The organism is Hydrosulfovibrio ferrireducens, from assembly GCF_046883345.1.
Classification (GTDB): Bacteria; Desulfobacterota; Desulfobulbia; order Desulfobulbales; family Desulfurivibrionaceae; genus Thiovibrio; species Thiovibrio ferrireducens.
The window spans coordinates 40,520-62,494 of sequence record NZ_JALKCW010000007.1 but is presented as its reverse complement, the minus strand read 5'-3'; the positions used below and the strand labels follow the sequence as shown (position 1 = coordinate 62,494).

22 protein-coding genes and 1 pseudogene are annotated in these 21,975 nt (G+C 57.1%); 2 read left to right on the top strand and 21 right to left on the bottom strand.

Annotation, left to right across the window (positions count from 1 at the left end; genetic code table 11):
• Positions 1–187: 187 nt before the first annotated feature.
• The 16 genes and pseudogenes from MWR57_RS02340 to MWR57_RS02265 all read right to left on the bottom strand — a co-directional run bounded on the left by MWR57_RS02340 (position 188) and on the right by MWR57_RS02265 (position 12,784).
• Positions 188–1,240 carry an AAA family ATPase gene (locus tag MWR57_RS02340; protein WP_423123175.1) on the bottom strand — a complete coding sequence of 351 codons (1,053 nt, stop codon included), beginning with the start codon at positions 1,238–1,240 and terminating at the stop codon, positions 188–190.
• Between the two features lie 237 nt (positions 1,241–1,477).
• Positions 1,478–1,762, bottom strand: coding sequence for a type II toxin-antitoxin system RelE family toxin (locus MWR57_RS02335; protein WP_423123174.1), 285 nt, complete (start codon positions 1,760–1,762; stop codon positions 1,478–1,480).
• Positions 1,752–1,997 carry a type II toxin-antitoxin system Phd/YefM family antitoxin gene (locus MWR57_RS02330; RefSeq protein ID WP_423123173.1) on the bottom strand — a complete coding sequence of 82 codons (246 nt, stop codon included), beginning with the start codon at positions 1,995–1,997 and terminating at the stop codon, positions 1,752–1,754. Before MWR57_RS02330 ends, MWR57_RS02335 begins: the two co-directional genes overlap by 11 nt.
• 236 nt (positions 1,998–2,233) lie before the next feature.
• On the bottom strand, positions 2,234–2,674 hold the full coding sequence (locus MWR57_RS02325) for a MarR family winged helix-turn-helix transcriptional regulator (protein WP_479723932.1): 441 nt from the start codon (positions 2,672–2,674) through the stop codon (positions 2,234–2,236).
• Positions 2,659–3,597, bottom strand: coding sequence for a CDF family Co(II)/Ni(II) efflux transporter DmeF (gene dmeF, locus MWR57_RS02320; protein WP_423123172.1), 939 nt, complete (start codon positions 3,595–3,597; stop codon positions 2,659–2,661). Before dmeF ends, MWR57_RS02325 begins: the two co-directional genes overlap by 16 nt.
• A gap of 580 nt (positions 3,598–4,177) precedes the next feature.
• Positions 4,178–5,314, bottom strand: a complete 1,137-nt coding sequence (cydB, locus tag MWR57_RS02315; protein ID WP_423123171.1) for a cytochrome d ubiquinol oxidase subunit II — start codon at positions 5,312–5,314, stop codon at positions 4,178–4,180.
• A 4-nt stretch (positions 5,315–5,318) separates the two neighbouring features.
• Positions 5,319–6,851 carry a cytochrome ubiquinol oxidase subunit I gene (locus tag MWR57_RS02310; RefSeq protein WP_479723934.1) on the bottom strand — a complete coding sequence of 511 codons (1,533 nt, stop codon included), beginning with the start codon at positions 6,849–6,851 and terminating at the stop codon, positions 5,319–5,321.
• Between the two features lie 188 nt (positions 6,852–7,039).
• Positions 7,040–7,264, bottom strand: a complete 225-nt coding sequence (locus tag MWR57_RS02305) for a DUF4492 domain-containing protein (RefSeq protein WP_423123169.1) — start codon at positions 7,262–7,264, stop codon at positions 7,040–7,042.
• 70 nt (positions 7,265–7,334) lie between these two features.
• The gene (locus MWR57_RS02300) at positions 7,335–7,799 is read right to left on the bottom strand and encodes an RrF2 family transcriptional regulator (protein WP_423123168.1); all 465 of its coding nucleotides are present in this window, start codon (positions 7,797–7,799) and stop codon (positions 7,335–7,337) included.
• Between the two features lie 150 nt (positions 7,800–7,949).
• Positions 7,950–8,897, bottom strand: coding sequence for an HDOD domain-containing protein (locus MWR57_RS02295; RefSeq protein ID WP_423123167.1), 948 nt, complete (start codon positions 8,895–8,897; stop codon positions 7,950–7,952).
• A 156-nt stretch (positions 8,898–9,053) separates the two neighbouring features.
• Entirely contained in the window at positions 9,054–9,749 is a 696-nt protein-coding gene (locus MWR57_RS02290) for a DVU0298 family protein (RefSeq protein WP_423123166.1), read from the bottom strand.
• Between the two features lie 66 nt (positions 9,750–9,815).
• Positions 9,816–11,009 carry an FprA family A-type flavoprotein gene (locus MWR57_RS02285; protein ID WP_423123165.1) on the bottom strand — a complete coding sequence of 398 codons (1,194 nt, stop codon included), beginning with the start codon at positions 11,007–11,009 and terminating at the stop codon, positions 9,816–9,818.
• Between the two features lie 98 nt (positions 11,010–11,107).
• Positions 11,108–11,623: a ferritin gene (locus MWR57_RS02280; protein ID WP_423123164.1), complete on the bottom strand. Its 516-nt coding sequence runs from the start codon at positions 11,621–11,623 to the stop codon at positions 11,108–11,110.
• Between the two features lies 1 nt (position 11,624).
• Positions 11,625–11,999, bottom strand: a complete 375-nt coding sequence (locus tag MWR57_RS02275) for a desulfoferrodoxin (protein WP_423123163.1) — start codon at positions 11,997–11,999, stop codon at positions 11,625–11,627.
• A 17-nt stretch (positions 12,000–12,016) separates the two neighbouring features.
• Positions 12,017–12,275, bottom strand: a pseudogene (locus MWR57_RS14420) (rubrerythrin family protein); the annotation flags it as partial.
• A 110-nt stretch (positions 12,276–12,385) separates the two neighbouring features.
• Entirely contained in the window at positions 12,386–12,784 is a 399-nt protein-coding gene (locus tag MWR57_RS02265; RefSeq protein ID WP_423123161.1) for a Fur family transcriptional regulator, read from the bottom strand.
• 269 nt (positions 12,785–13,053) lie between these two features.
• Between MWR57_RS02265 and MWR57_RS02260 the strand changes: the two genes are divergently transcribed.
• A complete protein-coding gene (locus MWR57_RS02260; protein ID WP_423123160.1) occupies positions 13,054–14,001 on the top strand; it encodes a radical SAM protein in 948 nt (315 codons plus the stop codon).
• 32 nt (positions 14,002–14,033) lie between these two features.
• Here MWR57_RS02260 and MWR57_RS02255 read toward each other — a convergent pair whose 3' ends face one another.
• Together MWR57_RS02255 and MWR57_RS02250 are read right to left on the bottom strand one after the other, a co-directional pair.
• Positions 14,034–14,618: a hypothetical protein gene (locus MWR57_RS02255; protein ID WP_423123159.1), complete on the bottom strand. Its 585-nt coding sequence runs from the start codon at positions 14,616–14,618 to the stop codon at positions 14,034–14,036.
• Between the two features lie 38 nt (positions 14,619–14,656).
• A complete protein-coding gene (locus MWR57_RS02250; protein ID WP_479723933.1) occupies positions 14,657–15,634 on the bottom strand; it encodes a YhdH/YhfP family quinone oxidoreductase in 978 nt (325 codons plus the stop codon).
• Between the two features lie 375 nt (positions 15,635–16,009).
• Here MWR57_RS02250 and MWR57_RS02245 point away from each other — a divergent pair, with 375 nt between their 5' ends.
• A complete protein-coding gene (locus MWR57_RS02245; RefSeq protein ID WP_423123157.1) occupies positions 16,010–18,124 on the top strand; it encodes an elongation factor G in 2,115 nt (704 codons plus the stop codon).
• A 304-nt stretch (positions 18,125–18,428) separates the two neighbouring features.
• Here MWR57_RS02245 and MWR57_RS02240 read toward each other — a convergent pair whose 3' ends face one another.
• From MWR57_RS02240 to MWR57_RS02230, 3 genes are all read right to left on the bottom strand, one after another.
• Complete coding sequence (locus MWR57_RS02240; RefSeq protein ID WP_423123156.1) at positions 18,429–19,277, bottom strand: universal stress protein; 849 nt, start codon at positions 19,275–19,277, stop codon at positions 18,429–18,431.
• A gap of 132 nt (positions 19,278–19,409) precedes the next feature.
• The gene (locus MWR57_RS02235) at positions 19,410–19,862 is read right to left on the bottom strand and encodes a 4Fe-4S dicluster domain-containing protein (protein ID WP_423123155.1); all 453 of its coding nucleotides are present in this window, start codon (positions 19,860–19,862) and stop codon (positions 19,410–19,412) included.
• A complete protein-coding gene (locus MWR57_RS02230) occupies positions 19,859–21,973 on the bottom strand; it encodes a molybdopterin-containing oxidoreductase family protein (protein WP_423123154.1) in 2,115 nt (704 codons plus the stop codon). The genes MWR57_RS02235 and MWR57_RS02230 overlap by 4 nt, the downstream gene beginning before the upstream one ends.
• Between the last annotated feature and the right edge of the window lie 2 nt (positions 21,974–21,975).

The following is a 21,975-nucleotide window of genomic DNA, read 5'->3' as shown; positions in this document are numbered from 1 at the left end:
GCTGACGAATATTTCGAAACGCTGGACGATGCCGATTAAAAACTGGAAATCGGCGCTGAATCAGTTCAGCATCATGTTTGAAGACAGGCTGCCGGAATTTTGATCACAAAAACCATTTACACAAAATTCTTTACACACCCTCCTGGAGGGAAGGAGAAAGTGAACTTGCCTTCAGTAATAGCGGTCATCAGTTATCTCCCGACAGATCAAGATAGCGATCCGATTGCTCCAGATCGGCATCAAGCACGGCTATCGGGTTTACATCGTCCAACGAATCGGATTGGCTAACGCGAACATCATCATTTTCAAGGGCAAGCGCAATATATTGCCGATGCACTTTCTGATATTTTTTTTCCGTCAAGGCAATATCTAACTCACGCAACAAAAAGAGGCTATGGGTTGCCAGAACAATTTGGACCCCATTATGGGCCATGGCAACCAACGCCCCGGCAAGACTCTGCATCAATCGAGGGTTGAGATTGGTTTCTGGTTCATCCCAAAACAGGGTTCCGCGATCTTTCAAACCGCCATTGATCAGCAGATAGGTCATCATGGCAATCTTCCGGATGCCCTCCGCGACTAGCGGCATTTCAATTCGTCCCTTGCCTTCCTCAAAGGGGTAGAGATAAAAGTGGCCATTTTCAAGTCCTACCCGCCCCTTCATCAGTTTTTCCAGTTCATCTATAAGCGATGAAGCGTGACCTGTTCTTTTGCCCTTCAAGGGGCGGGCCTCCAAAGCCAGCGCAAGATCGTAATAAGTTTCATCAAACTCAAGCTCTCGGTTACGATATATTGCTGCAAAACCTGGAAAAATAGAGAGCATTTCCCGAGTAGGGAAAAAAACTGGGGGGGCTTCAATATGTTCAGATGGGGTAGAGCTAAGTCGCACTTCTGTCTTGCTATTAGTTGCGAAAGAGAACTTAAAATCGGCATTGTCTTTAGTAAATTTGACGCCTATCTCACAACGATTCCGCCCTTGCTTACGAGAAACAAGGCGTCCAAGTGATTCAGGTTGGCAAACTACTATGAGCTTGTCTGCGATTGCCCTTTGCCATTCTTCTTTGCCTTTGCGTTGAGCCTGTTTTTGGGCGTGGCTAACAACGGAAAGGGCGTATCCAAGTTTCATGAGCTGACTTTTTCCGGTACCGTTTTCACCAATGATGACGTTGATCCCGGGAGCGAATTGAAATCGTTCGTCATCAAACACCGTAAAATGTTTCACTTGCATTGTTTGCAGCATAAAGCCTCTCCTGCATTTGGCAAATCCGGTCTGCATCCTGCATTTGCCAGTTTCATACCAGTTGATGATGTTTCAGCAATATACGAAGACACAATATCTATTTCTTGTCAAGAAAGTATAGAACCCCCCCCGCACCATTTTTCACACCAGATCAAGCACCTCCCGCAACAGAACCCATGGTGGGACGGTGTTATCTATTTTTCTATTGCAACCAAATGTTATTCAAAAACGAACGCTTCACGGGCGTGATTGAGCCACCTCATACACCTTCTGTTTGTCGCGCCTGCCTACGGCGATGACAGTGACGAAAACCACTGTGTCGTCCACCCGGTAGATCAATCGATATCCGGCGCTTCGCAACTTGATCTTGTAACAGTCCGGCATACCGGAAAGGGCGGCGGATGGAATCCTCGGGTGTTCCAGGCGTTCGGCCAGCTTCTTTTTGAGCGGTTCACGGATGCTGGCATCCAACCTCCGCCATTCAGCCAGGGCCAGTTCGTGAAAGCGCAGCTTATAACTCATCCAGCCCCACCTCGACAAAGGGGCCGTTGCCTCGTTCCTTCACCAACCTGGCGTCTTCCAGGTCTTCCAGGCAGGTCATGAGTCGCTCGTAATAAGCGGCCGGTAGCAGGTATGCTTCTGGGCGGTTGTGGTTCAGAATGGCCACGGGAGAATCATCAGCCTGCTTGAGAATAGCGGCGAAGTTCCGCTTTAATTCGGTCACGCTGACGGTGATATTGGAAAAAATGGTGTCCATTGCTGTGCCTCCGCTGATGAATTGATGCGCTATTTGATGTCTAATATAGCATTAATTCAGGCGATAGCCAAACGGAATTGCGGAGACAACAACAGCAGACGCCGGGGTCTGCGAGATTATTGCTTCGGTGGTTAACTACATAAACCGTCATTCCCGCGCAGGCGGGAATCCAGAGGGATGGATGCCCGACGAAAACATTCGGGCATGACGTATTTAATGCCGGGTCAATACGATTCTCACATCTGGCCGATGATCTTTTCGAGAATGGCGCTCAATTGCGCCTGTTCCTCTGCGGACAGGGTAGCGGTGATCTCCTCGGTGAGGTGCAGGTGGTACTGGTGGTGTTCGGCAAAAAGGTCCTGCCCCTTTTCGGTCAGCGCGATTAGGTAGGAACGCCGGTCCGTTTCGTGGGGGGTTCTCTGGAGCAGCCCCTGCTGCTCCAGCCGATCGACCATGACGGTGAGGGTGCCGGTGGTTACGCCCATCTTCTTGGCCAGCTCCTTCATGCGCAGGGCTCCCCCTCCGTGCGCTCCATGGCCGACGATTTCAATGGTGTGCATCTGGGGGGTGGAAAGGCCCGAGCTTTTCACCACGTCCTGCTCCCAGGAGGAGAGCTTTTCGTACAGTTCAACGAGCTGATGGGAAAGCTTGGCAATCTCGCTCATCGGGGCACGCATGTCTCGCCCTCGCAGGTGTGGATCTCCACGGTGAGGTGGGCAAGATTGGGGAAATCGCGCAGCAGTTCCTTGTAGTAACCAATCTTCTGCGGATAATGGGTGACAATGGAAAGGATGGCCGCGTAATGGGCCGGGCCGACTTTCCAGATGTGCATGTCCGCAATCCGGTTGTCCAGCGCGCCCTCGATTTTTTCTTTTATGGCCCCAAGCGTTGCAGCGTTGATGCTGCCGTCCAGAAGTATCCCGCCGGTTTCCCGCACCAGGCTATAGGCCCAGCGGGAGATAACCAGCGCGCCGACGATGCCCATCAGGGGATCAAGCCAATGCCATCCGAAGTATTTGCCCGAAATCAGGGCGCCAATGGCAAGAACCGAGGTCAGGGCGTCGGCCATAACGTGCAGGTACGCCGCCTTGAGGTTGTGGTCATGGTGATGATGGTCGTCCTCGCCGTGACCATGGTCGTGGTCATGGTGGTCTTGCAGCAGAAAGGCGCAGGCGATATTGACCAGCAGCCCCAAGGCGGCCACGCCGATGGCCTCGTTGAAATGGATCGGCTGCGGGGCCAGGATGCGCTGGCCCGACTCGATGAGCATGACCAGGGCCACGACGATCAGGGCGATGGCGCTGGCAAAGCCGCCCAAGACGCCGACCTTGCCGGTGCCGAAGGCAAAGGCCGTGTTGTTTGCGTGTTTCTTGGCAAAACGGTAGGCGAAGATCGTGATCAGGAAGGCGGCGACATGGGTGCCCATGTGCCAACCATCGGCGAGCAGGGCCATGGAGCCAAAGGCCATGCCGGCGCCGATCTCAAACAGCATGGTGATGGCGGTGATGACCAGCACCTGTCCGGTTCGTTTTTCGCCGTGCTCCTGAATCACGGCGAAATCATGGGGGTGCTGCCAGGTGTCAAGGGAATGGGCGTGCATTGTGGCCTCTCTGTGAAAAAAGGTTGTTTCGCGCCGTGGCGGCGGCAAGGTAAAGAGCAAGAGAGGGGAGGATACAAATGTATTGTTTGATAGTCAAGATGTTTGTTGATCAAGCAAAATGGTTGATGGAAGGAGTCTTCTGAAAAAAAAACCGGCGCGGGAGATTTCCCGCGCCGGTTTGGACTAGTACCGTGTAACTCTTAATCTTTCTGAAAAACGCCCCTCCCCTTGCGGGAGGGGTTGGGGGTGGGGGTATCTACAACCTGCTGAGGTAATGGCAACTTCCCCCTTTCCCTAACCCGCCCCCGCAAGGGGGGAGGGAATTAATGTGAGGTCGATTAAAAAGTTGCAAGGTACTAGCTAGCTCGGATCGCTGCAGCTTACAGCAGATCGGTTTTTTTGAGCACAACGATGGCGCCTTGGTACGAGACAACCAGCACCAGCAGCCAGCCGACAAGCAGAATAGTATTCATGGTGTGTTCCTTTCTTTTTACATTAGTAGCGAACCAGCCAAGTCGAAAAACAGGCTGGCGCATCAACCTGTAACTGTTCAGCAGAGGTGCGCTGCCGGATAGTTATGTTAATACATTTCCTTGGCGTCTTCACCGTTCAGCTCGGCCAGGGTCAGTTGTTTCGCATTCATCAGTTTCCAGACATAGGCGATATAAGCCAGAACAAAGGGCACCGCCAGGGCCACATAGCTCATGGTCGTGAGGGTGTATTTGCTGCTGGAGGCGTTATAAATGGTAAGGCTCGACTGCAGGTCGCTTGACGACGGATAAAAGGCGGTGTTGTTGTAGCCGGCCAGGGAAAAGATCGCCAGCCCAACCAGCACGGTGCCGATGCCGCCGAACCAGATGCCGCTGTTCTTGTTGAGAAAACCGGTGGCGGCCACACCATAGATCACCGAACCCAACCCAGCCAGGAGCAGGACCAGCACCGCGGGCATGGCCAGCAGATTGTTGAGGTATTTGCCCTTCTCCATGAACACCGTGCCTGTTTCAGGGTTCACCGCAAACCCGTCCATGGTGGCAAAGCTGATCAGGATGGTGAGCAAAAAAGGCAGGGCCCAGAGCAGGTTGATCCAGGTCGCCTTGCGGGCGCGTTTGACCAAGGGGGCATGGTCGACGTGGCTGACGATGTACATGGCGCCCAAGATTCGGGCCAGGAACACCAGAAACAGGCCGAAGGCCAGGTTGAACGGGTTGAGCGCCGCTTCCAGTCCGCGATAGGGGGTGCCCCAGGTCACGGAGTTGTAAAGGTTGAGGCTGAAACGGGAACCAGTGAAAAAGGTGCCCACCGCCGCGCCGATCAAAAGGAGGCCGACACTGCCGTTGATGGCCATGAAGATCTCATAGGTGCGCGCCCCGAGAACGTTGTCGGGTTTCTTGCGGTATTCGTAGCTCACCGCCTGGAGGATAAAGGTGAAGAGAATGAGCATCCACACCCAGTAGGCCCCGCCGAAGCTGGTGGCGTAAAAGAGCGGAAAAGCCGCGAACAGGGCGCCGCCGAAGAGGACCAGGGTGGTGAAGGTCAGTTCCCACTTGCGGCCCATGGCGTTGATGATGAGCGTTTTCTCCTCTTCGGTGGAGGCCAGGGTAAAGATCAGGGTCTGTCCGCCCTGCACAAAGGTCAGGAAGAGAAAGAGCGACCCCACCACGGAGGCGATCAGCCACCAGAGTTGCTGCAGAGTTGAGTGATCCAGGGTTCCTATCATTGTTTTATGCCTCCGGTCCGATCTTGATTTGCTTCATCATAATGCGAATCTCCGCCAGCAGCAGCGCGGTGAACAGGGTCAGGAAGATGAAGAAGGTGGTCTGCACGTTGCTTGCGGCAATATTGGTGACGGCCACGCCTACCGGCAGAAGGCCCTGGATGGCCCAGGGCTGCCTCCCTACCTCGGCCACGATCCAGCCGGCCTGCTGCGCCACATAGCCCAGGAAGATGGAAAAGAAACAGAGCAGGTTGAGCCAGCGCTGGTATTCCAGGGTGCCCTTGTAGGCGAAGTAGAGCACCAGCAGGAAGATCACCGGGAAGAGGGTGCCCAGCACCACCATGATGTGGAAGCTGTAGAAGGTTGTGGCCACCGGCGGCGCGGCCTCGACCGGGCTGGTCAGGTAGCCGTAGCCGAGATCGCCCTTGTGCTGGTCAAAAATGGCCAGGGCTGCTGCGGCTTCCGCCTCATTCCCTGTATCCTTGGCATACTTGTATCGCGCCAGCTCGGCCAGGGCGATCTTGCCGGTGACCATCCGCTGTTCGGCGCCGATAATATTACGTTCGGCATTGCCGAAAACCAGATCGTTGATGCCAGGGACAAAGCTGTTGGGATCACGGTTGGCCAGGAGCGAAAGCAGGCCGGGGATCTTCACTTCCTGATAGAAGGCGGGCAGGTCGTCGCCCGGTTTTTTGCTGGCGTTGATGATACCCATGGCGACGATGGGGGCCTTTTCCTGCCCCACGTACAGCCCTTCCATGGCCGCAAGTTTCATGGGTTGCCTCTGGGCCACGCTGAAAGCAGCCTCATCGCCGGTGAGGCCGACGAAGAGGGAGGCGACAAAACCGAAGACCGCGGCGACCACCATGCTGCGCTTGGCCATTTTCTGATGCCGCTCCTGCATGAGGAAGAGGGCGGAGATGCCCACGACAAAGAGGGAGGCGAGCAGAAAGGCGGAGCTGGTGGTGTGGGTGAACTTGTGCACCGCCACCGGAGAGAGGGCGACCTCCCAGAAATTCTGCATCTCAAAACGGGCTGTGTCGGGATTGAAGGCCATGCCGACGGGGAACTGCATCCAGCCGTTGGCCACGAGAATCCAGACCGCCGAGAGGTTTGAGCCCACGGCCACCATCCAGGTGGAAAAGAGGTGGAATCCCTTGGAGACCCGCTGCCAGCCGAAGAACATCACCGCAAAAAAGGTGGCCTCGATGAAGAAGGCGAAGATGCCCTCAATGGCCAAGGGCGCGCCGAAGATGTCGCCCACCATCCAGGAGTAGTTGGACCAGTTGGTGCCGAACTCGAATTCCAGGATGATGCCGGTGGCCACTCCGATGGCGAAGTTGATGCCGAAAAGAGTCATCCAGAATTTGGTCAGTTTTTTCCATTCCTCGTTGCCGGTTTTGACGTAGATGGACTCAAAAAAGGCGAGGAGAAAGGACAACCCCAGGGTCAACGGTACAAAAATCCAATGATACATGGCGGTCAGGGCGAATTGCGCCCTGGCCCAATCCACCGTGGTTAGGATTTGATCTCCCACAATATCCTCCTTCTGTGTGCTGGCGGCAGGAGCAAGCTCCCGCCATGGTTAAGCCGTTGTCCCAAGCAACCAGGTCATTTCGTGTGGGCAAAACGGCAAGAGGAGCCGTAAGGGATCGCCCGGAATTGTCCAAATTGTTTGGTAACGGCTCCTAAAAAAGCGGTAAAAAAAATAAAGCCGGAATACATGAATCAGCGGGCTGACTGTGATCTGGTCAGGTTTTCCAGAACATGTCCGGCCCGGTCGCGCTCGGTGTGAAAATTGGTGTTGAGATAATTGGGAAAGAAAAAAAGCTTGAGAACGGCAAACATGATGAACAGCTTGACGGCGATGATCTTCCACAGGGTTTTTCCCACCACCATGGAGCGGAAGCCGTCTCGATACAGAAAATACAGTTGTTTCGGCAGAGCGGTCATGGATGATTCCTCAGCGGATAAAAAAGATCCTGTTTCTTTGTTGTATATGGAGGACATTTGCCCGGTCAAATCATTTTTTCCCGATGGGCCCGTTATGGCCGGCGGTCTCGGGGAAAGGTGTCAGGCAACAGGGATCTTCCTTGGCCAGGGTGGCAAAGTCCGCCTCCTGCAGGGTTGCCCGAAGCTGTTGGTTGGCCTTGTTCCAGACCCGGTGCACGGTGCAGAGCGGGCTGTTGTGGCAGGATTCCGGCCGGCCCACGCAGTCGTTGAGGGATATTTCGCCGATGATCGCCTCGATGACCGCCAACAGGGTGATCTCCGAAGGGTCGCGCAGCAGGCGATAGCCGCCGTTCGCGCCCTGCTGGATCTCAATGATCCCGGCCCTGGCAAGCTGCTGGGCGATCTTGGCGAGGAAGTGCGGCGGCACATCGGTGCGCACGGCAATCTCTTTTCTGCTGACCAGCGTTCCCTTGCCATGCCTGGCGAGGTGCTGGACGCAGCGTATTCCGTATTCTCCGGCGCGGGTAAGTCGCATGGTGCAGTCCACTGTTAAAAAGGATATATAAGATGTTTTTAGTCTTATATCGAATCCTGACCATGGTTGTCAAGAAAAAATGCAGAGATATTGAGAGCGGGCCGGGCGGAACAAATGGGTTGAGCGGTGTGCGGGGTGATGCGGAGCGGGTCAGGCAGCGGATTTTTTTTGGTATTTGTGTGCGGTGGCGATGCATTTGCTCCGGTATTTGAGCGTGGTCAGGCCGTAGCGGATAACCCCCGAGACGTTGCCTACGGTGTCGGCCAGCGAAAGCGACATTTCAAGGAGCGGGAGCATCTTGATGGGGAAGAGGTTTTTGAATCGCCGGGCCATGACATGGGGCGGCCTTTTGTAGCAAATATCCCGGATAAAGAGGTTGGAAAAAACCGCAAGGTTTTGCAGGATATGCCGCTCGTCAACCAGGGATTCCGCTTCCGGAGGGTTGGGGTCCATGCAGGCGACAATGGTGTCGGAAAAATTCCAGAAGCGGGCAATCTCCTGACCGATCTCATGGAAGGTGAGCTGCTTGAACATCAGGCGGCACATGGCCTCCTCGGAACTGCCACTGGTCGTTCCCGCCTCGATGCGCCGGTACACATCCGGAAAATAGATGGTCATGATAATGCGGCCCAGGTCATGCAAAAGCGTGCAGACATAGGCCTCTTCCGGCGAAACAGGGATTTTGTATTCCTGGACCACAAGTTTGCTGAGATTGGCGCTGAGCAGCGAGATCGCCATCTGCTGGCTCAAGCTGTCTTTATCCCCGCCGGATTTGAGGAACTCCTCGATAAGGCTGATGGAAACGGCAAGCTCCCGGACAACATCGAGGCCCAGTGCGGCCACGGCCCGCTCAATGGTGGTAATGCGCGTCCCGCGAATATAATAGGCCGAGTTGGCAACCTGGAGAACCTTGTTGGTGAGCGAATAATCCTTGAGGATAACCTTGGAAACGCAGGTTGTTAAAGCGCGTTTATTGAGGGTGATCTTCAGAACCTCATTGACGTGCCCGGAGATGGCTGGAAGTTCGCCCAGGTTCATCTTGGCGAAAATCTCGGTGAGTTTTTGATTTTTTACAATCGAACTGGTGTCGTGCTCCACGCGCTCCCTTTTATATGAAACCGGCTAACGGGTTAAGCTCTAAAAAACACAACAACAAAGAGATGCGAGCTTGAGGCATGAAATATACCATTTCATAACCCGGAAAGCAATGCCAGGGAGGGCAGGGAAGCAGACCGGCAAGACAACGGCTGCATTTTATGGGGCAACAGGCGCGAGGGCGGCAAGGGCTTCACGGACAAGCTGGTCGGCGGTAACCGTGCGGAGGCTGTGGTCCGCATACAGGAGAAATTCCGTGGTATCTCCGAGGGAGCGCGCGATTTTTTCGCCAGCCGCAATGGCCCGGAGCTGTCCAAGGGCTCGGGCCGCCAAGGCCCGGACCATGGTGTCTTCCGAATCGAGGTAGGGGAGGAGGTATTCGGGCGCCTGCCAGAAGCGGAGCAGGTCCGGGCGTACCTGGGCCACCCGCGCCACTCCCCACATCAGGCCGCGCTGGAGGGCGGGGAGTTCGAGATAAAAGCCGTCCTCCCGCATGAAGGAGACGAGGATCTTGGTATATTCTTCGGCCAGTCCGGCATGCAAGGCCAAACATTCGGCCATGGCCTCTGGGGCGCCCCAGCCGATGCCGCCGGATTCGTCGTTGAGGCTCCACATGAAGCGGCGCATGACCACCCTGGCCGCTTCCATGTCCTGATCGGCAAGGCGGGCCACGGTGGCGCCCATGGCGGATATCGCGTGCCAGCGGGTTTGCGGGTCTGCGTGGCAGATGCCGGAGAACAGGGCGTTGAGCAATGCTTTGGGAGGATGTGCGGCCAGCTCGGAGAGGATTCGCGTGATGTCCGGTCCTGGGAGCAGGGCAAGAACGGTTTTTTTGAGGTTTCTCTGGCCTGCCATGTCGACTCCTTTCCAGAGAAGAGCCCCCTGCCGGCCGGTAAGGACGGCAGGGGGCAAAAGGAATTCCTATTTCTTCATTGCCGCGGCCACGGCGCTGCCCAGCTCGGAGCAACCCTTGAGCGCTTCGTGGCTGGGGACGTTCTTGATCTTGACCCCCTCGCCGACGATGTCAAAGCCCATGTCCGTCATGTGTCCGGTGAGATGCTTTACCGCCTCGCCGCTCCAGCCGAAGGAGCCAAAGGCGGCGCCGATCTTGTCTTTCGGGCGCAGCCCCTTCATGTAGGTGATGATGTCGGCCATAGCGGGCATGATGTTGTTGTTCAGGGTCGGCGAGCCGAGGATAACGGCCTTGGCGTCCAGCACCTCGGTGATGATGTCGCTGCGGTGGTTTTTGCGGACATGCAGCATCTTCACATTGGTGATCCCTGCCTGGAGCAGGCTGTTCATCACCGCCTTGGCCATTTTTTCGGTGCTGTGCCACATGGTGTCGTAGATGATGACCGCCTTGTTCTTTGTTTCGCCCCGGCTCCAGCGGTCGTAGGCTTCAAGGATGGTCTGAGGCGAGGTGCGCCAGATCACGCCATGGTCCGGGGCGATCATCTCGATCTGCAACCCCATTTCCTTGACCTGGGCAAGCAGCTTCTGGACGATGGGCGAGAAGATCATCAGGATGTTGGCATAATACTTGGCGGCGTGGGTCATGAGTTCATGGGGGTCCACCTCGTCGTCGAACCGTTCCGAGGTGGCCCAGTGATGGCCAAAGGCATCGCTCGATATGAGCAGCTTGTCCTCGGGAATATAGGAGAACATGCTGTCCGGCCAGTGGAGCATCTTGGTTTCAAGGAACTGCACCGTCTTTTTGCCGAGGCTGATGGAGTCCCCGGTGGCCACGACCTCAAACGGCCAGTCTTCCCGGTGAAAATGCTCGATCAGCGCCTTCTTGCCCATGGGCGAGCAAAAGATCTTTTCCGGCTTGATCAGGTCGATCATTTCCGGCAGGGAGCCGGAGTGGTCCATCTCCACATGGTTGACAATGATGTAGTCGATCTTGCTCGGGTCGCCCAGCACCTGGTAGAGATGGTGGATCAGGTCGCCCTTCACCTCTTTTTTCACGGTGTCGAACAGGGCGATCTTTTCGTCCTTGATCAGATAGGCGTTGTAGCTGGTGCCCTTTTCCGTGGAGTAGCCGTGGAAGTCCCGGATGTTCCAGTCCACGGCGCCAACCCAGTAGATGTCTTTTTTGATTTCTATCGCAGCCATGTTGTCCTCGTTTTTTAAAAAAACTGCCGGCCGTTTCCGGCCGGCAGGGCTTGATTGTGCAATCCGGAGCAGCGCTCGCTTAGATGGCGGGAAAGAGGCTACTCTCCCTTTGCCTGCGGCGGGGTAAAGACCCGTTGCCCCAGCGTGGCGTCCAGGGTGAACAGGGCCGTGGCGTCCTTGCCGATGAGCTTGAGCTTGTCGAGCACCGCGCCGACATTGGCCTCCTCTTCCACCTGCTCCGAGACAAACCACTGCAGGAAGATGTTGGTGGCGTGGTCCCGCTCGTCCAGGGCCAGATTGACCAGGTTGTTGATCAGCCCGGTCACCTTCTGCTCGTGGCTGAGGACATCCTGGAACACGTGCAGGGTCGATTTCCAGTCGGTGGGCGGCTGCTTGATGGCCTTGAGGGCCACGCGGCCGCCCCGTTCATTAACATACCCAAAGAGCTTCATGCCGTGGAACCATTCCTCCTGGGTCTGGGCCCGCATCCACTGCGCCGCGCCGGGCAAGCCGACGGAGTCGAAATAGGTGGACATGGACAGATACATGTAGGAGGAATAGAATTCCGCATTGATCTGCTCGTTGAGAGCCTTTTCCATGGGTTTGCTCAGCATATCAGGCCTTCCAGAGTCCGTGGAGATTGCAATATTCGCGGGCGCTGACGGAGGGTGCGTCCACGGCGAAAAAGGCTTCCGGAGCATCGCCGGGCTTGAGGAACTGGCGGTACGCCTTGTCCCCGGCAATAAGTTCGATCCATTCGATGTAATGCTTTTCCTCCATGGGATGGGCCACGGTCCCCACCTTCACCTTGTAGCCGCCTGTCACCTTCTCGATCACCGGCACATGCTTTTCCTTTGCCGCATCCACGGTGTTCTCGGTCTGCAGGTTCATGGGCTGGCCGCAGCAGACGAGCTCGCCCACTCCGCCGTGCAGAACCTCGACGATGTTGCCGCATATTTCACATTTGTACACTTGCAGTTTTTCAGCCATGATCGTTCCTCCTTGGGTTACCAGTTTTCGCCATGCAGTTCGAAATGATCTCGGGGATAGCCGCAGTTGCGGCACCGCCAGGTTACCTTAGGTTACCTTGTTTTCTCTTTTGAAAACTCTCCCTCTCTTGATGTTGACCATGAGATCCAGGGAGCGTTTTTCATGCTGTTTTTCCGCCACTCCAATGGCCATGAACACCCCGGCTCTATCGGGAAAACCTTCGTCCCTGGCAATCGCGGCGAATTCCGGGGACATGACGGCGTGCTCAAGAAGCTCATGGAGGGGCCTTCCTGCGTCAAACGCGATTATGTATCGGCAAAGTGATTGTGTTCGTATTGTACATGGTTCTCTGCGGTCTGTGTAGGAAAAACCAGACCGGGGGGAAATCAGGGCTGGCATTCCGGGCAGAGGCCGGTGAACTCCAACCGGTGCCTGAGAATCTTAAAGGAGGTCAGTTTGCCTGCTGCTTTTTCCACATTAAAGTCGGGCGGGAGATCAAGGTCGTCAACCCGGCCGCAATGGTTGCAGCGCACATGGTAATGGATATGGGGCGCGCCGTCAAAACGCTTTTGGGTGCCGCCGATATCGAGTTTTTGGATGATCCCGCACTCGGACATGATCTCCAGGTTCCGGTAGACCGTGCCCAAGCTGATTTTGGGCAACCGCTTGCGCACCATCTGGTAGAGCACGTCGGCCGTGGGGTGTGAGGTGACGCTGCACAACTCATCCAGAATGATCTGGCGTTGCTTGGTTATCCGAAGGCTGTGATTGTTGAGCTGCGACATATTGTCCTCCTTGTTTGATAATAATTCTTATTACAGGAGGATCAAGGGATCCGCAAGATTTTTTTGCTTGGCATGGCGCAGAGCCATGCAATAATGATGCTGTGTACGGAAGGCCTCCGGCAGCCAAGGAAAAATGCTGCCTGCCGGCACGAAGGCTTCGGGGCGTTCCTTTGGGAAAGCAAAGGGTGTTTTTTCCGTCTTTGGACTGATTGTGGCTGCCGGCACGCTTCCAGCCCGGCTAAACGGCCTGTTTGCGGGGGGTGTTTCATATGCCTTGTACGCCACGCTATCTTGCCCTTCACGCCTCCGGCGAACTGCTTCGCCGGAGGGATGCGGCCCGTGAACAGCTCTCCTGCTGCCACCTCTGCCCAAGGCGTTGCGGAGTGAACCGCTTGGCCGGGGAAAAGGGCTTCTGCCGCACCGGCAGGCAGGCTGTGGTGGCGGCCCATCATCCCCATTTCGGAGAGGAAGCCCCCCTGGTCGGACAAGGCGGCTCGGGCGCGATCTTTTTCGCCGGCTGCACCCTCGGTTGCGTTTTCTGTCAAAACTACGAAATAAGCCATCAAGGGGAAGGGGAGGAGGTCACTGCCCCGCAACTGGCGGAAATGATGGTGCACCTTGCTCGACAGAGCTGCCACAACATCAATCTGGTCACGCCCAGCCATGTGGTGGCGCAGATATTGGAGGCATTGCCCCTGGCCGTCGAGGGCGGGCTTTCGGTGCCCCTGGTCTACAATACCAGCGGGTATGACGAGGTGGAGACCCTTCGGTTGTTGGAAGGGATAATCGACATCTACATGCCGGATTTCAAGTTTTGGTCAGGGGAAAGCTCCCGCCGCTTTGCCGAGGCAGAGGATTACCCGGAAAAGGCCAGGCTGGCCATCGGCGAGATGCACCGCCAGGTGGGGGATCTGGTGATCAATGACCAGGGGCTTGCCGAGCATGGCCTTCTGGTGCGTCATTTGATCATGCCGGAGGGCTTGGCTGAAACCCGGGAGATCTTCGGCTTTCTGGCCAGGGAGATCTCGCCTGCCACCTATGTCAACGTGATGGATCAGTACCGGCCCTGCGGCCGGGCCATGAGTTTTCCGCCCCTTGACCGCATGCTGCTGCCCCAGGAGTACCGCCAGGCGCTGGAGCTGGCCGGTCAGGCAGGGCTGGCCCGGCTTGCGCAGCGGGATTTTCTCGCCATGCTTCGCGCCTTGGGCGTGGTCTGAGCCCCGGGCCTGGTCCAGCGTTTTCGGGGTGGCTAGAAGGTGCCCACCACCGCGGCATCCGTGGCAAGGTCCGCGGGCTCCTGGAGGGGGCCGAGGGGGTTCTTTTTGTACACCTCCCCTTGGATGCGGGGTTGTCCGTCCCAGAGTTTGTACACCACCAGGTCGTTCACCAGGACAATGAAGGCGGAAAAGCGCCAGCCGGTCTGGTGGGCCTGGCGTTTGAAGCGCAGGAGATCAAGAAAAAGATTGCCCTCCCGCTGGCTTTTAAGATTTTGGGTCTTCAGTTCATAGGCGATACAGGAATCCGTTGCCTCCACGCAGCCCTGAAGCCCTTGGGGCAGATCGGCCTTGGTGATATTGGTGTTGGGCATGAATTTGGCGATGATGGCCAGATAGTTGAGAATCTGGATATTGGCGGTTTGGTAGGGGTCGAAGCCAAGCTTTTGCAGGTCGTTTTTTGTGGTTGAGAAGGGAACGATCAGGTCAAAGGACGCCTTGACCTGATCAAAGCTGTCCCAGCGGGATTCGTCCGTGGTTTTGGCCACCGGCAGCATGCCCGAGCAGCCCGAATTCAGGGAGAGGACAAGGGCGAGCAGGATGGCGGTGGGCAAACGCATGGAGGTCTCCTTTGGGAAGGCTGGCAGCAAAGAGAGGGTCAGGCGTCGAGATTGAGGATCACCCGTCCCTTCTGTTTTCCTTGTAGAATATGTTCGATATGTTGGTCAAGCTCCTTGAGCGAAATTTCCGTGGTAACCCGTTCCAGATTGGGTAGCCGCCAGCAGGTGGCGATTTTGTGCCAGATGGGGATGCGGACCGCCATGGGGCATTCGGCGCTGTCGATGCCGATGAGGCTTATCCCCCGCAGGATAAAGGGGTAGACGTTCAGGGGCAGGTCCGGGGAGGCGACATTGCCGCAGCAGGTGACTGCCCCGCCGTAGCGGGTGGACTTGATGGCCGTGGCCAGGATATCGCCCCCCACCGTGTCGATCACCCCTGCCCATTTTTCCTTGAGCAGCATCCGGGCGCTACGGTCGATGCTCTTTTCCCGCAGGACAATCTCTTGGGCGCCCAGGTCGCGCAAGAATGGTTCCTGCTCCGGTTTCCCGGTTACGGCGGCAACGGTAAAGCCACTTAAGGCAAGCATGGCCACGGCCATGCTGCCCACGCCGCCGGTGGCGCCGGTGACCAGGACCTTGCCCTGGTCCGGCAACACCGGGTGGCGTTCTAGCCGGTCAACGGATTGGGCCGCGGTAAAACCGGCGGTGCCGTAGATCATGCTTTCCCGCAGGGTGAGTCCGGCGGGCAGCGGCATGACCCATTTGGCCGGAACCCGGATGCACTGGGCAAAGCCGCCCGAGGTGTTCATGCCGAGATCATAACAGGAGACAATGACCGCATCCCCTGGGGAAAAATCTGGGGAAACGCTTTCCAACACCTCGCCGGCCGCGTCAATGCCGGGGGTGTGCGGATAACGGCGGGTTACCCCGCGATTGCCCGAGGCGGAGAGGGCATCCTTGTAGTTGAGCGACGAGTAGCGCACCCGGATCAGCACCTCGCCGGCAGGCAGATCGTCGAGGTTTCTGGTGACGATACCCCGCTGGAACTGGCCGGGCTTGGGTTGGGTGACAACCATGGCTTGGAAGGTGCTGGGCAAGGGGGTGCTCCTTTGTTGATGGACTCGACACAACTTGTAATGTGTTGCAAACAGGTGCTTCGACAGGCTCAGCACGAACGGAATATCAATACGTTAAGGTAGTACCGTTCGCCCTGAGCCTGTCGAAGGGCAGTTGTTACGAGTCCATTTTTGTTGGATTGTGCAGGAATAACCGCACTATACCATGATCCAGCGCGGAACGCCAACCTCTGCCAGGCCTGTGAAAAATTGCTCGGCCCCGGGAAAAAAATCTGCTGGACGCTCCTCTTTTTTGCTATCCTGAAAGTAATGCAATCTCCCCCCGGCCCAAGCTGGCAGGATGAAAATCATATTGACCAAAAGAGGTGGCGCCGCATGAAAGTCTATGACGACAAGCACATCAAGAACATCGTCTTACTGGGCAGTGTCAAATCCGGCAAGACAACCCTGGCCGAGACCATGGTTTTCGAGGCAGGGCTCACCAAAAGGCGCGGCACGGTTGAGGACAAGAACACCATCTCCGATTATCACCAGATCGAGCAGGAGCGCGGCAACTCGGTGTACGCCACCTCCCTGCACACCGAATGGCGGGACTACAAGATCAACATCATCGACACCCCTGGGTTGGACGACTTCGTGGGCGAGATCGTCTCCGCCCTGCGGGTGGCCGACACCTGCGTCATGCTGATCAACGCCCAGTACGGGGTGGAGGTGGGCACCGAGCTGGTCTGGAACTCGGTGGAACGATTCGCTAAACCCACCATCTTTGCGATCAATCAGGTGGATCATCCCAAGGCGGCTTACGACGAGGCGGTGGGCTCCCTGCAGGAACGCTTCGGCACGGCGGCGGTGCTCATGCAGTATCCGGTCAACCAGGGTCAGGGCTTCAACTCCATCATCGATCTGCTCAAGATGACCATGTACCGCTTCCCCGCCGAGGGCGGCAAACCTGAGAAGCTGCCCATCCCGGAAAGCGAGAAGGAGCGGGCCGACAAGCTCCACAACGAATTGGTGGAGAAGGCGGCGGAAAACGACGAAGCTCTGATGGAGCTCTATTTCGACAAGGGCAGCCTGGATGAGGATGAGATGCGCATGGGGCTCAAGATCGGGATGCGCAACCGGTCGCTCTTTCCGATCTTCTGTCTCTCCGCCAAGCAGAACATGGGCAGCGGGAGGATGATGGGCTTCATCGACAACGTGGCGCCCACGGCCCACGAGATGCTGCCCGAGCACACCCTGGACAACGGGGAGCTGGCCTGCGACCCGGCCGGGCCTCCGGTGCTCTTTGTTTTTAAGACCCTGGTGGAGCCCTATCTCGGCAAGATCACCTTTTTCAAGGTTTGCTCCGGCGAGGTGAGCGAAGGGCAGGATCTGGTCAACTACCAGACCGGCGACACCGAACGGTTGGCCCAGCTTTTTATCATGGACGGCAAGGAGCGCAACCAGGTGAAGAAGCTCTCCGCCGGCGACATCGGCGCGACCTTGAAAATGAAAGGCACAAATACCAACCACACCCTGCACTCCAAGGAGAAACGGGTGGGCATAGCGCCCATCGAATTTCCCGAACCGCGCATCCGTTCGGCCATTGTGGCCAAGGAAAAGAAGGATGACGAGAAGCTGGGCGAGGCCCTGCGCGATATGCAGACCGAGGACCAGACCCTCAAGGCCGAGTTCGCCTCGGAGGTGAAGCAGTTGATCCTTTGGGGCCAGGGCGAGCTGCATTTGCAGGTAGCCCGCTGGCGTCTGGAGCATGTTTACGGGATCAAGACGGAGTTTGTGGAGCCCAAGATCCCCTACCGGGAGACGATCCAGCGGCCGGCCACCGCCATGTACCGCCACAAGAAGCAGTCCGGCGGCTCGGGCCAGTTCGCCGAGGTGCACCTGCGCATCGAGCCCCATGTGGAGGGGGCGCCCGATCCCGCCGATCTCAACGTGCGGAGCAAGGAGGAGATCGACCTGCCGTGGGGCGGCAAGCTGGTATTCTACAACTGCATTGTGGGTGGGGTCATCGACGCCAAGTACCTGCCCTCCATCCAGCGGGGGGTCATGGAAAAGATGCAGGAAGGGCCCATGACCGGCTCCCATGTGCGGGACGTGCGGGTCATGGTTTTCGACGGCAAGATGCACGCGGTGGACTCCAACGATATCTCCTTTAAGATCGCCGGGGCCCAAGCCTTCAAAGAGGCCTTCCAACAGGCCGATCCGCTCATCCTCGAACCCATCTACGAGATGGAGATCATGGTGCCGGAAGAGGTGATGGGCGAGGTGATGGGCGATCTCCAAACGCGGCGGTCGATCATCGGCGGCATGGAAACCCAGGGCCGCTACCAGGTGATCAAGGCCCTGACCCCGTTGGCCGAGCAGTACAAGTACACCACCGCGCTGAAATCCATTACCCAGGGGAGGGCCAGTTTCAAGCGGCGGTTCAAGGAATATGCGCCGGTGCCTTTTGAGGTGCAGAAGAGTCTGGCTACGCAACACGCGGATTGATCGCGCAGCAAGGCAGCAATAAAAAAAAGCCGCCGGACTTGCGTCCGACGGCTTTTTAAGGGGAGGGGAAGAACATTTGCCTGTTCTGCGCAGGAGCAACTGCGGATGGTGAGTACAGGCGGACAAAGTGTTTAGTAATTTTACTTAATACTTAATATCCCTGTTTTAGATTTTCTGCAACTATTTTTTTTGTACGTATTTCTAGGGGGTTGGCTGCCGGGAGAGTGGCGCTTGGCGCGGGAAGTTGCTGGCGCAGGGCGTTATCCGAGAAGGACAACACCCTGCGGGCAGAAGAAAGGGTCCGTTATTTGGTGATCAGCACGGAACAGGGCGCGGACGCGATCAACTCGGAGCACACGCTCCCCATCAGCAACCGTTGCAGGCCTGTTCTGCCATGGGAGCCCATGATAATCACATCGACCTTTTTCTCCCGTGCCTTGCGCACGATCATGTCACTTGGCGATCCGATCTCGGCCACGGTTTCGATGGTGATTTTTTTGTTTTCTGCCTGTATCCGGGTTTTGATGCGCTGGACGCGTTGTTTGGCCTCATCAAGCTCTGCGGCGGTGGCCGCTGCCGACACTACACAGATGTATTTCAAATAGTCGCAGCGCGACACCATGTTGATGGCTTCTTTTTCCGCATTTTCGCTGAACGATGAGCCATCGGTGGCAAGCAGGACGCCATCGCCTTCAATGACAAAATCTTTGGGAACAATGAGGGTTTTGCAGGGTACCATGGAGGCGACCTTTTCCGTCACCACTCCCATCAGGATTTTCTTGATGCCCCGTCTCCCCCTCCGCCCTGTTATGACGATGTCTATGTTTCTTGTGAGGACCTCCTCGTTGATAACTTCCACCGGGTCGTCCGAATGGCGGATCACGATTTCCGCCTTGATTTCTTCGTTTGTTGCCATCCTGTGAATCTTTTCAAGATGGTCCCTGGCCGATTCTTCCATCTCCAGTGCGGTTTCATGGCCGATGGTGGAAAATTCCGGATTGGCCTCAATGACATGCAGGATTGTCAAAACCGCCCCGCAGGCCTGGGCAAAGAAAATAGCCTCCTGTTCGGCGCCTTCGCTGAACGGGGAGCAATCGGTGGCGAGAAGAATCCTTTCGACAAAAGATACCATCTGTGTCTGCGCGGTTTCCATAGTTGTCCGTCTCCTTTGTGTCCGTCTTGTTGATGGGTTGGTAGGCCATACGATTGGCGGGCTTGAACGGAAACCTCTTCTCGCACAGGGCGTTTGCCGCGGAGGACAACGCCCTGCGGTTCCTGGGGGTGTTTAGATCACTTTCATAGTCACCAGCTTTAAGGCGTGGGTGGTGCATTTGGTTACACAGGCGGGTTGCAGCCCCGCATCCAAACGGTCCATGCAGTAATCGCATTTCACCGCCTTGTTGGTCTCGGGATTATGCTGGGGGATGCCCCAGGGGCAGGCGCCGGCGCAGGCCATACAGCCGATGCATTTAGGCACATCCACATAGACGATGCCGTCTTCGCGCTTTTTCATCGCCCCGGTGGGGCAGATGGTGACACAGAACGGGTCCTCGCAGTGGTAGCAGGAGCGGAACTTGAACTCGGTTTTCGGGACCCCACGCACCGATTTGAGCGGTTCATGGCTTATCTCGCAGAGAATCGGCCCCACCGGCAATCCCTTGTTGGCCTTGCAATGGACCACGCAGCCGTGGCAGCCTATGCACCGTTTGCTGTTGAGATACAAGGTGTAGGTGTTCATAGTTCCACCTTCCGTTGATGGTTTTTGGAGCTTTTCCGTACGGTGACAAAGGTCTCGCAGAGGTTGAGGCCGCCGCCCACCGGGTCCATGTTCTGCAACTGGCCCTTCATGAGCTTCTGATCGCTCATGCCCGCATGGTAGGCCCTGGTTTGGAGGGGAATCTGGCGGCCAAACCCGTGCACGGTGTAGACCGCCTCGGGATGAATGAAATCCGTCAGCTTGGCGGTGATCACGCTGGTTATATCACCGGAGATGACATCGACGAAATCCCCTTCGGCAACCCCCATCTTGCCCGCTTCCCTGGTGTTGATCCACAGGGTGTTCTCCGGCATCATCTCATTGAGCAGCGGGTTGTTGACGGTGTGGCTGTGGGCATGCAGAGGCGAGCGGCCGAACACCAACCGATACTGGCCCTTAGGCGGCTTGGCTGGGCTCTCGTAGGGCTTCCAGGAGGGAAATCCCCATTCGCTGAGCTTCTGGCTGATGATCTCGATCTTGCCCGAAGGGGTCTTGAACTTGCCTTCCAGCTTCTCCCGGTCGTACAGCACCGGTTTGTCCGCGTATTCGACAAACCCTTTCTTCTCGAAGTCGGCGAGGGTAAAGCCGGTGGGTTCCAGTTGCCACTCCCATAATTCCCGCACGGTGTTAAAGGGGAAATACTGGTCCAGCCCGAGCCGGGTGGCCAACCCCTTGATGATGCTGTAGAGGTCGCGGGTGTCGGCCTGGGGTTCGATGGCTTTGTTGCGCATGATCATTCTGGGCTTCATCCCCTTTTGCAGGGCGATCATGCTGTCGCGTTCAAGATACGTCGATTCGGGCAGGATCACATCGGCATACCAGCCGAACTCGCTGTAATGGGTGTCGACGGAAACGATCAGGTCGCAGTTGTCCAGCGCCTCCTTTTGGGCCTGCGGGTCGGGGAAGCAGGCAAAGGGGTCGTGGCGGACGCAGATAATGCCCTTGATCGGATACGGGTTGCCCGTGGCCATGGCCTTGTAGAAAAGGTGGAAGAGGCCCGGTCCTTTTTCGAACTGTTTGTACACGTCTCCCACCCCGTCGGCCCGTTTGGCGGTCGGCTTGGGCGAGAGTTCGTTGAGCGCGCGTGGCCCCTTGCCGCCGCAGTCTCCGGCGCCCTTGGCAAAGATGAGGCCGCCCTCGACCTCGATGTTGCCCATCAGGGCGTTGAGGCAGTTCAAGGCCCTGCTGGCGTAAAAGGAGTCGTTGTAGCGGGAGAGCATCCAGCCCGGATGGAAGACAACCTTGGGGCGGTCGGCGATGAGCTGGCCGACCAGTTCATGGATATCCTTGGCCTTGATGCCGCATTCCTTGGCCGCCCATTCGGCGGAGTAGTTTTCCACGAAATAGGCCAACTCGTCAAAGCCGGTGGTGTACCGCTCCACAAAGTCCGCGTCATACCCCTCGGCCTTGATGATCTCGTGAATCAGGGCCAGGGCCAGGGCGTAATCCGTGCCGGGTCGGACCTGGAAGAAGTTGGTGGCCTTGATCCCGGTCAGGGTCTGACGGACGTCCACATAGGTGAGCCTGCCGCCTTTGTCCAGCATGTCCATGACCTGGTTGACCTCGGCGGGCCGCAGGGAGGCGAGAATGTTGCGGCCGAACAGCACCAGATGCTTGGCGTTTTTAATGTCGTAGATAAAGCCTTTTCGGCCCAGGCCGAAGAGCGAGATGCTGGCGTGGTGGACGTTCCGACCGCAGGCGCTGTCGTGGTTGCTGTAGTTGGGCGAGCCCAGGGCATGGGTAAAGGCCTTGACCAGGTCCTGGAATGGGCCGCCCCTGGAGCTGGCCATGATCGCCTCCGGGCCATGGCGGTCGATGATGGTTTTCAGCTTGTCCGCAATGTAGTCAAGGGCGAACTCCCAGCTCACCGCCTCCCAGCGTCCTGCTCCCCGGCCGCCGCGTCTGATCAGCGGCTGCTGGGGGCGCTCCTTGTCGGCCACCAGGGAAGGACCGGCCGATCCCTTGGCGCACAGAGCGCCTTTCAGGATGTGCTGGTTGCCTTCGAGCCAGGTCACGTTGTTGTCTTCGACCTCGACCCGGATGGGGCAGCGAACGGTACACATGCCGCACATGCTCCAGACTGATTTCTTCATGA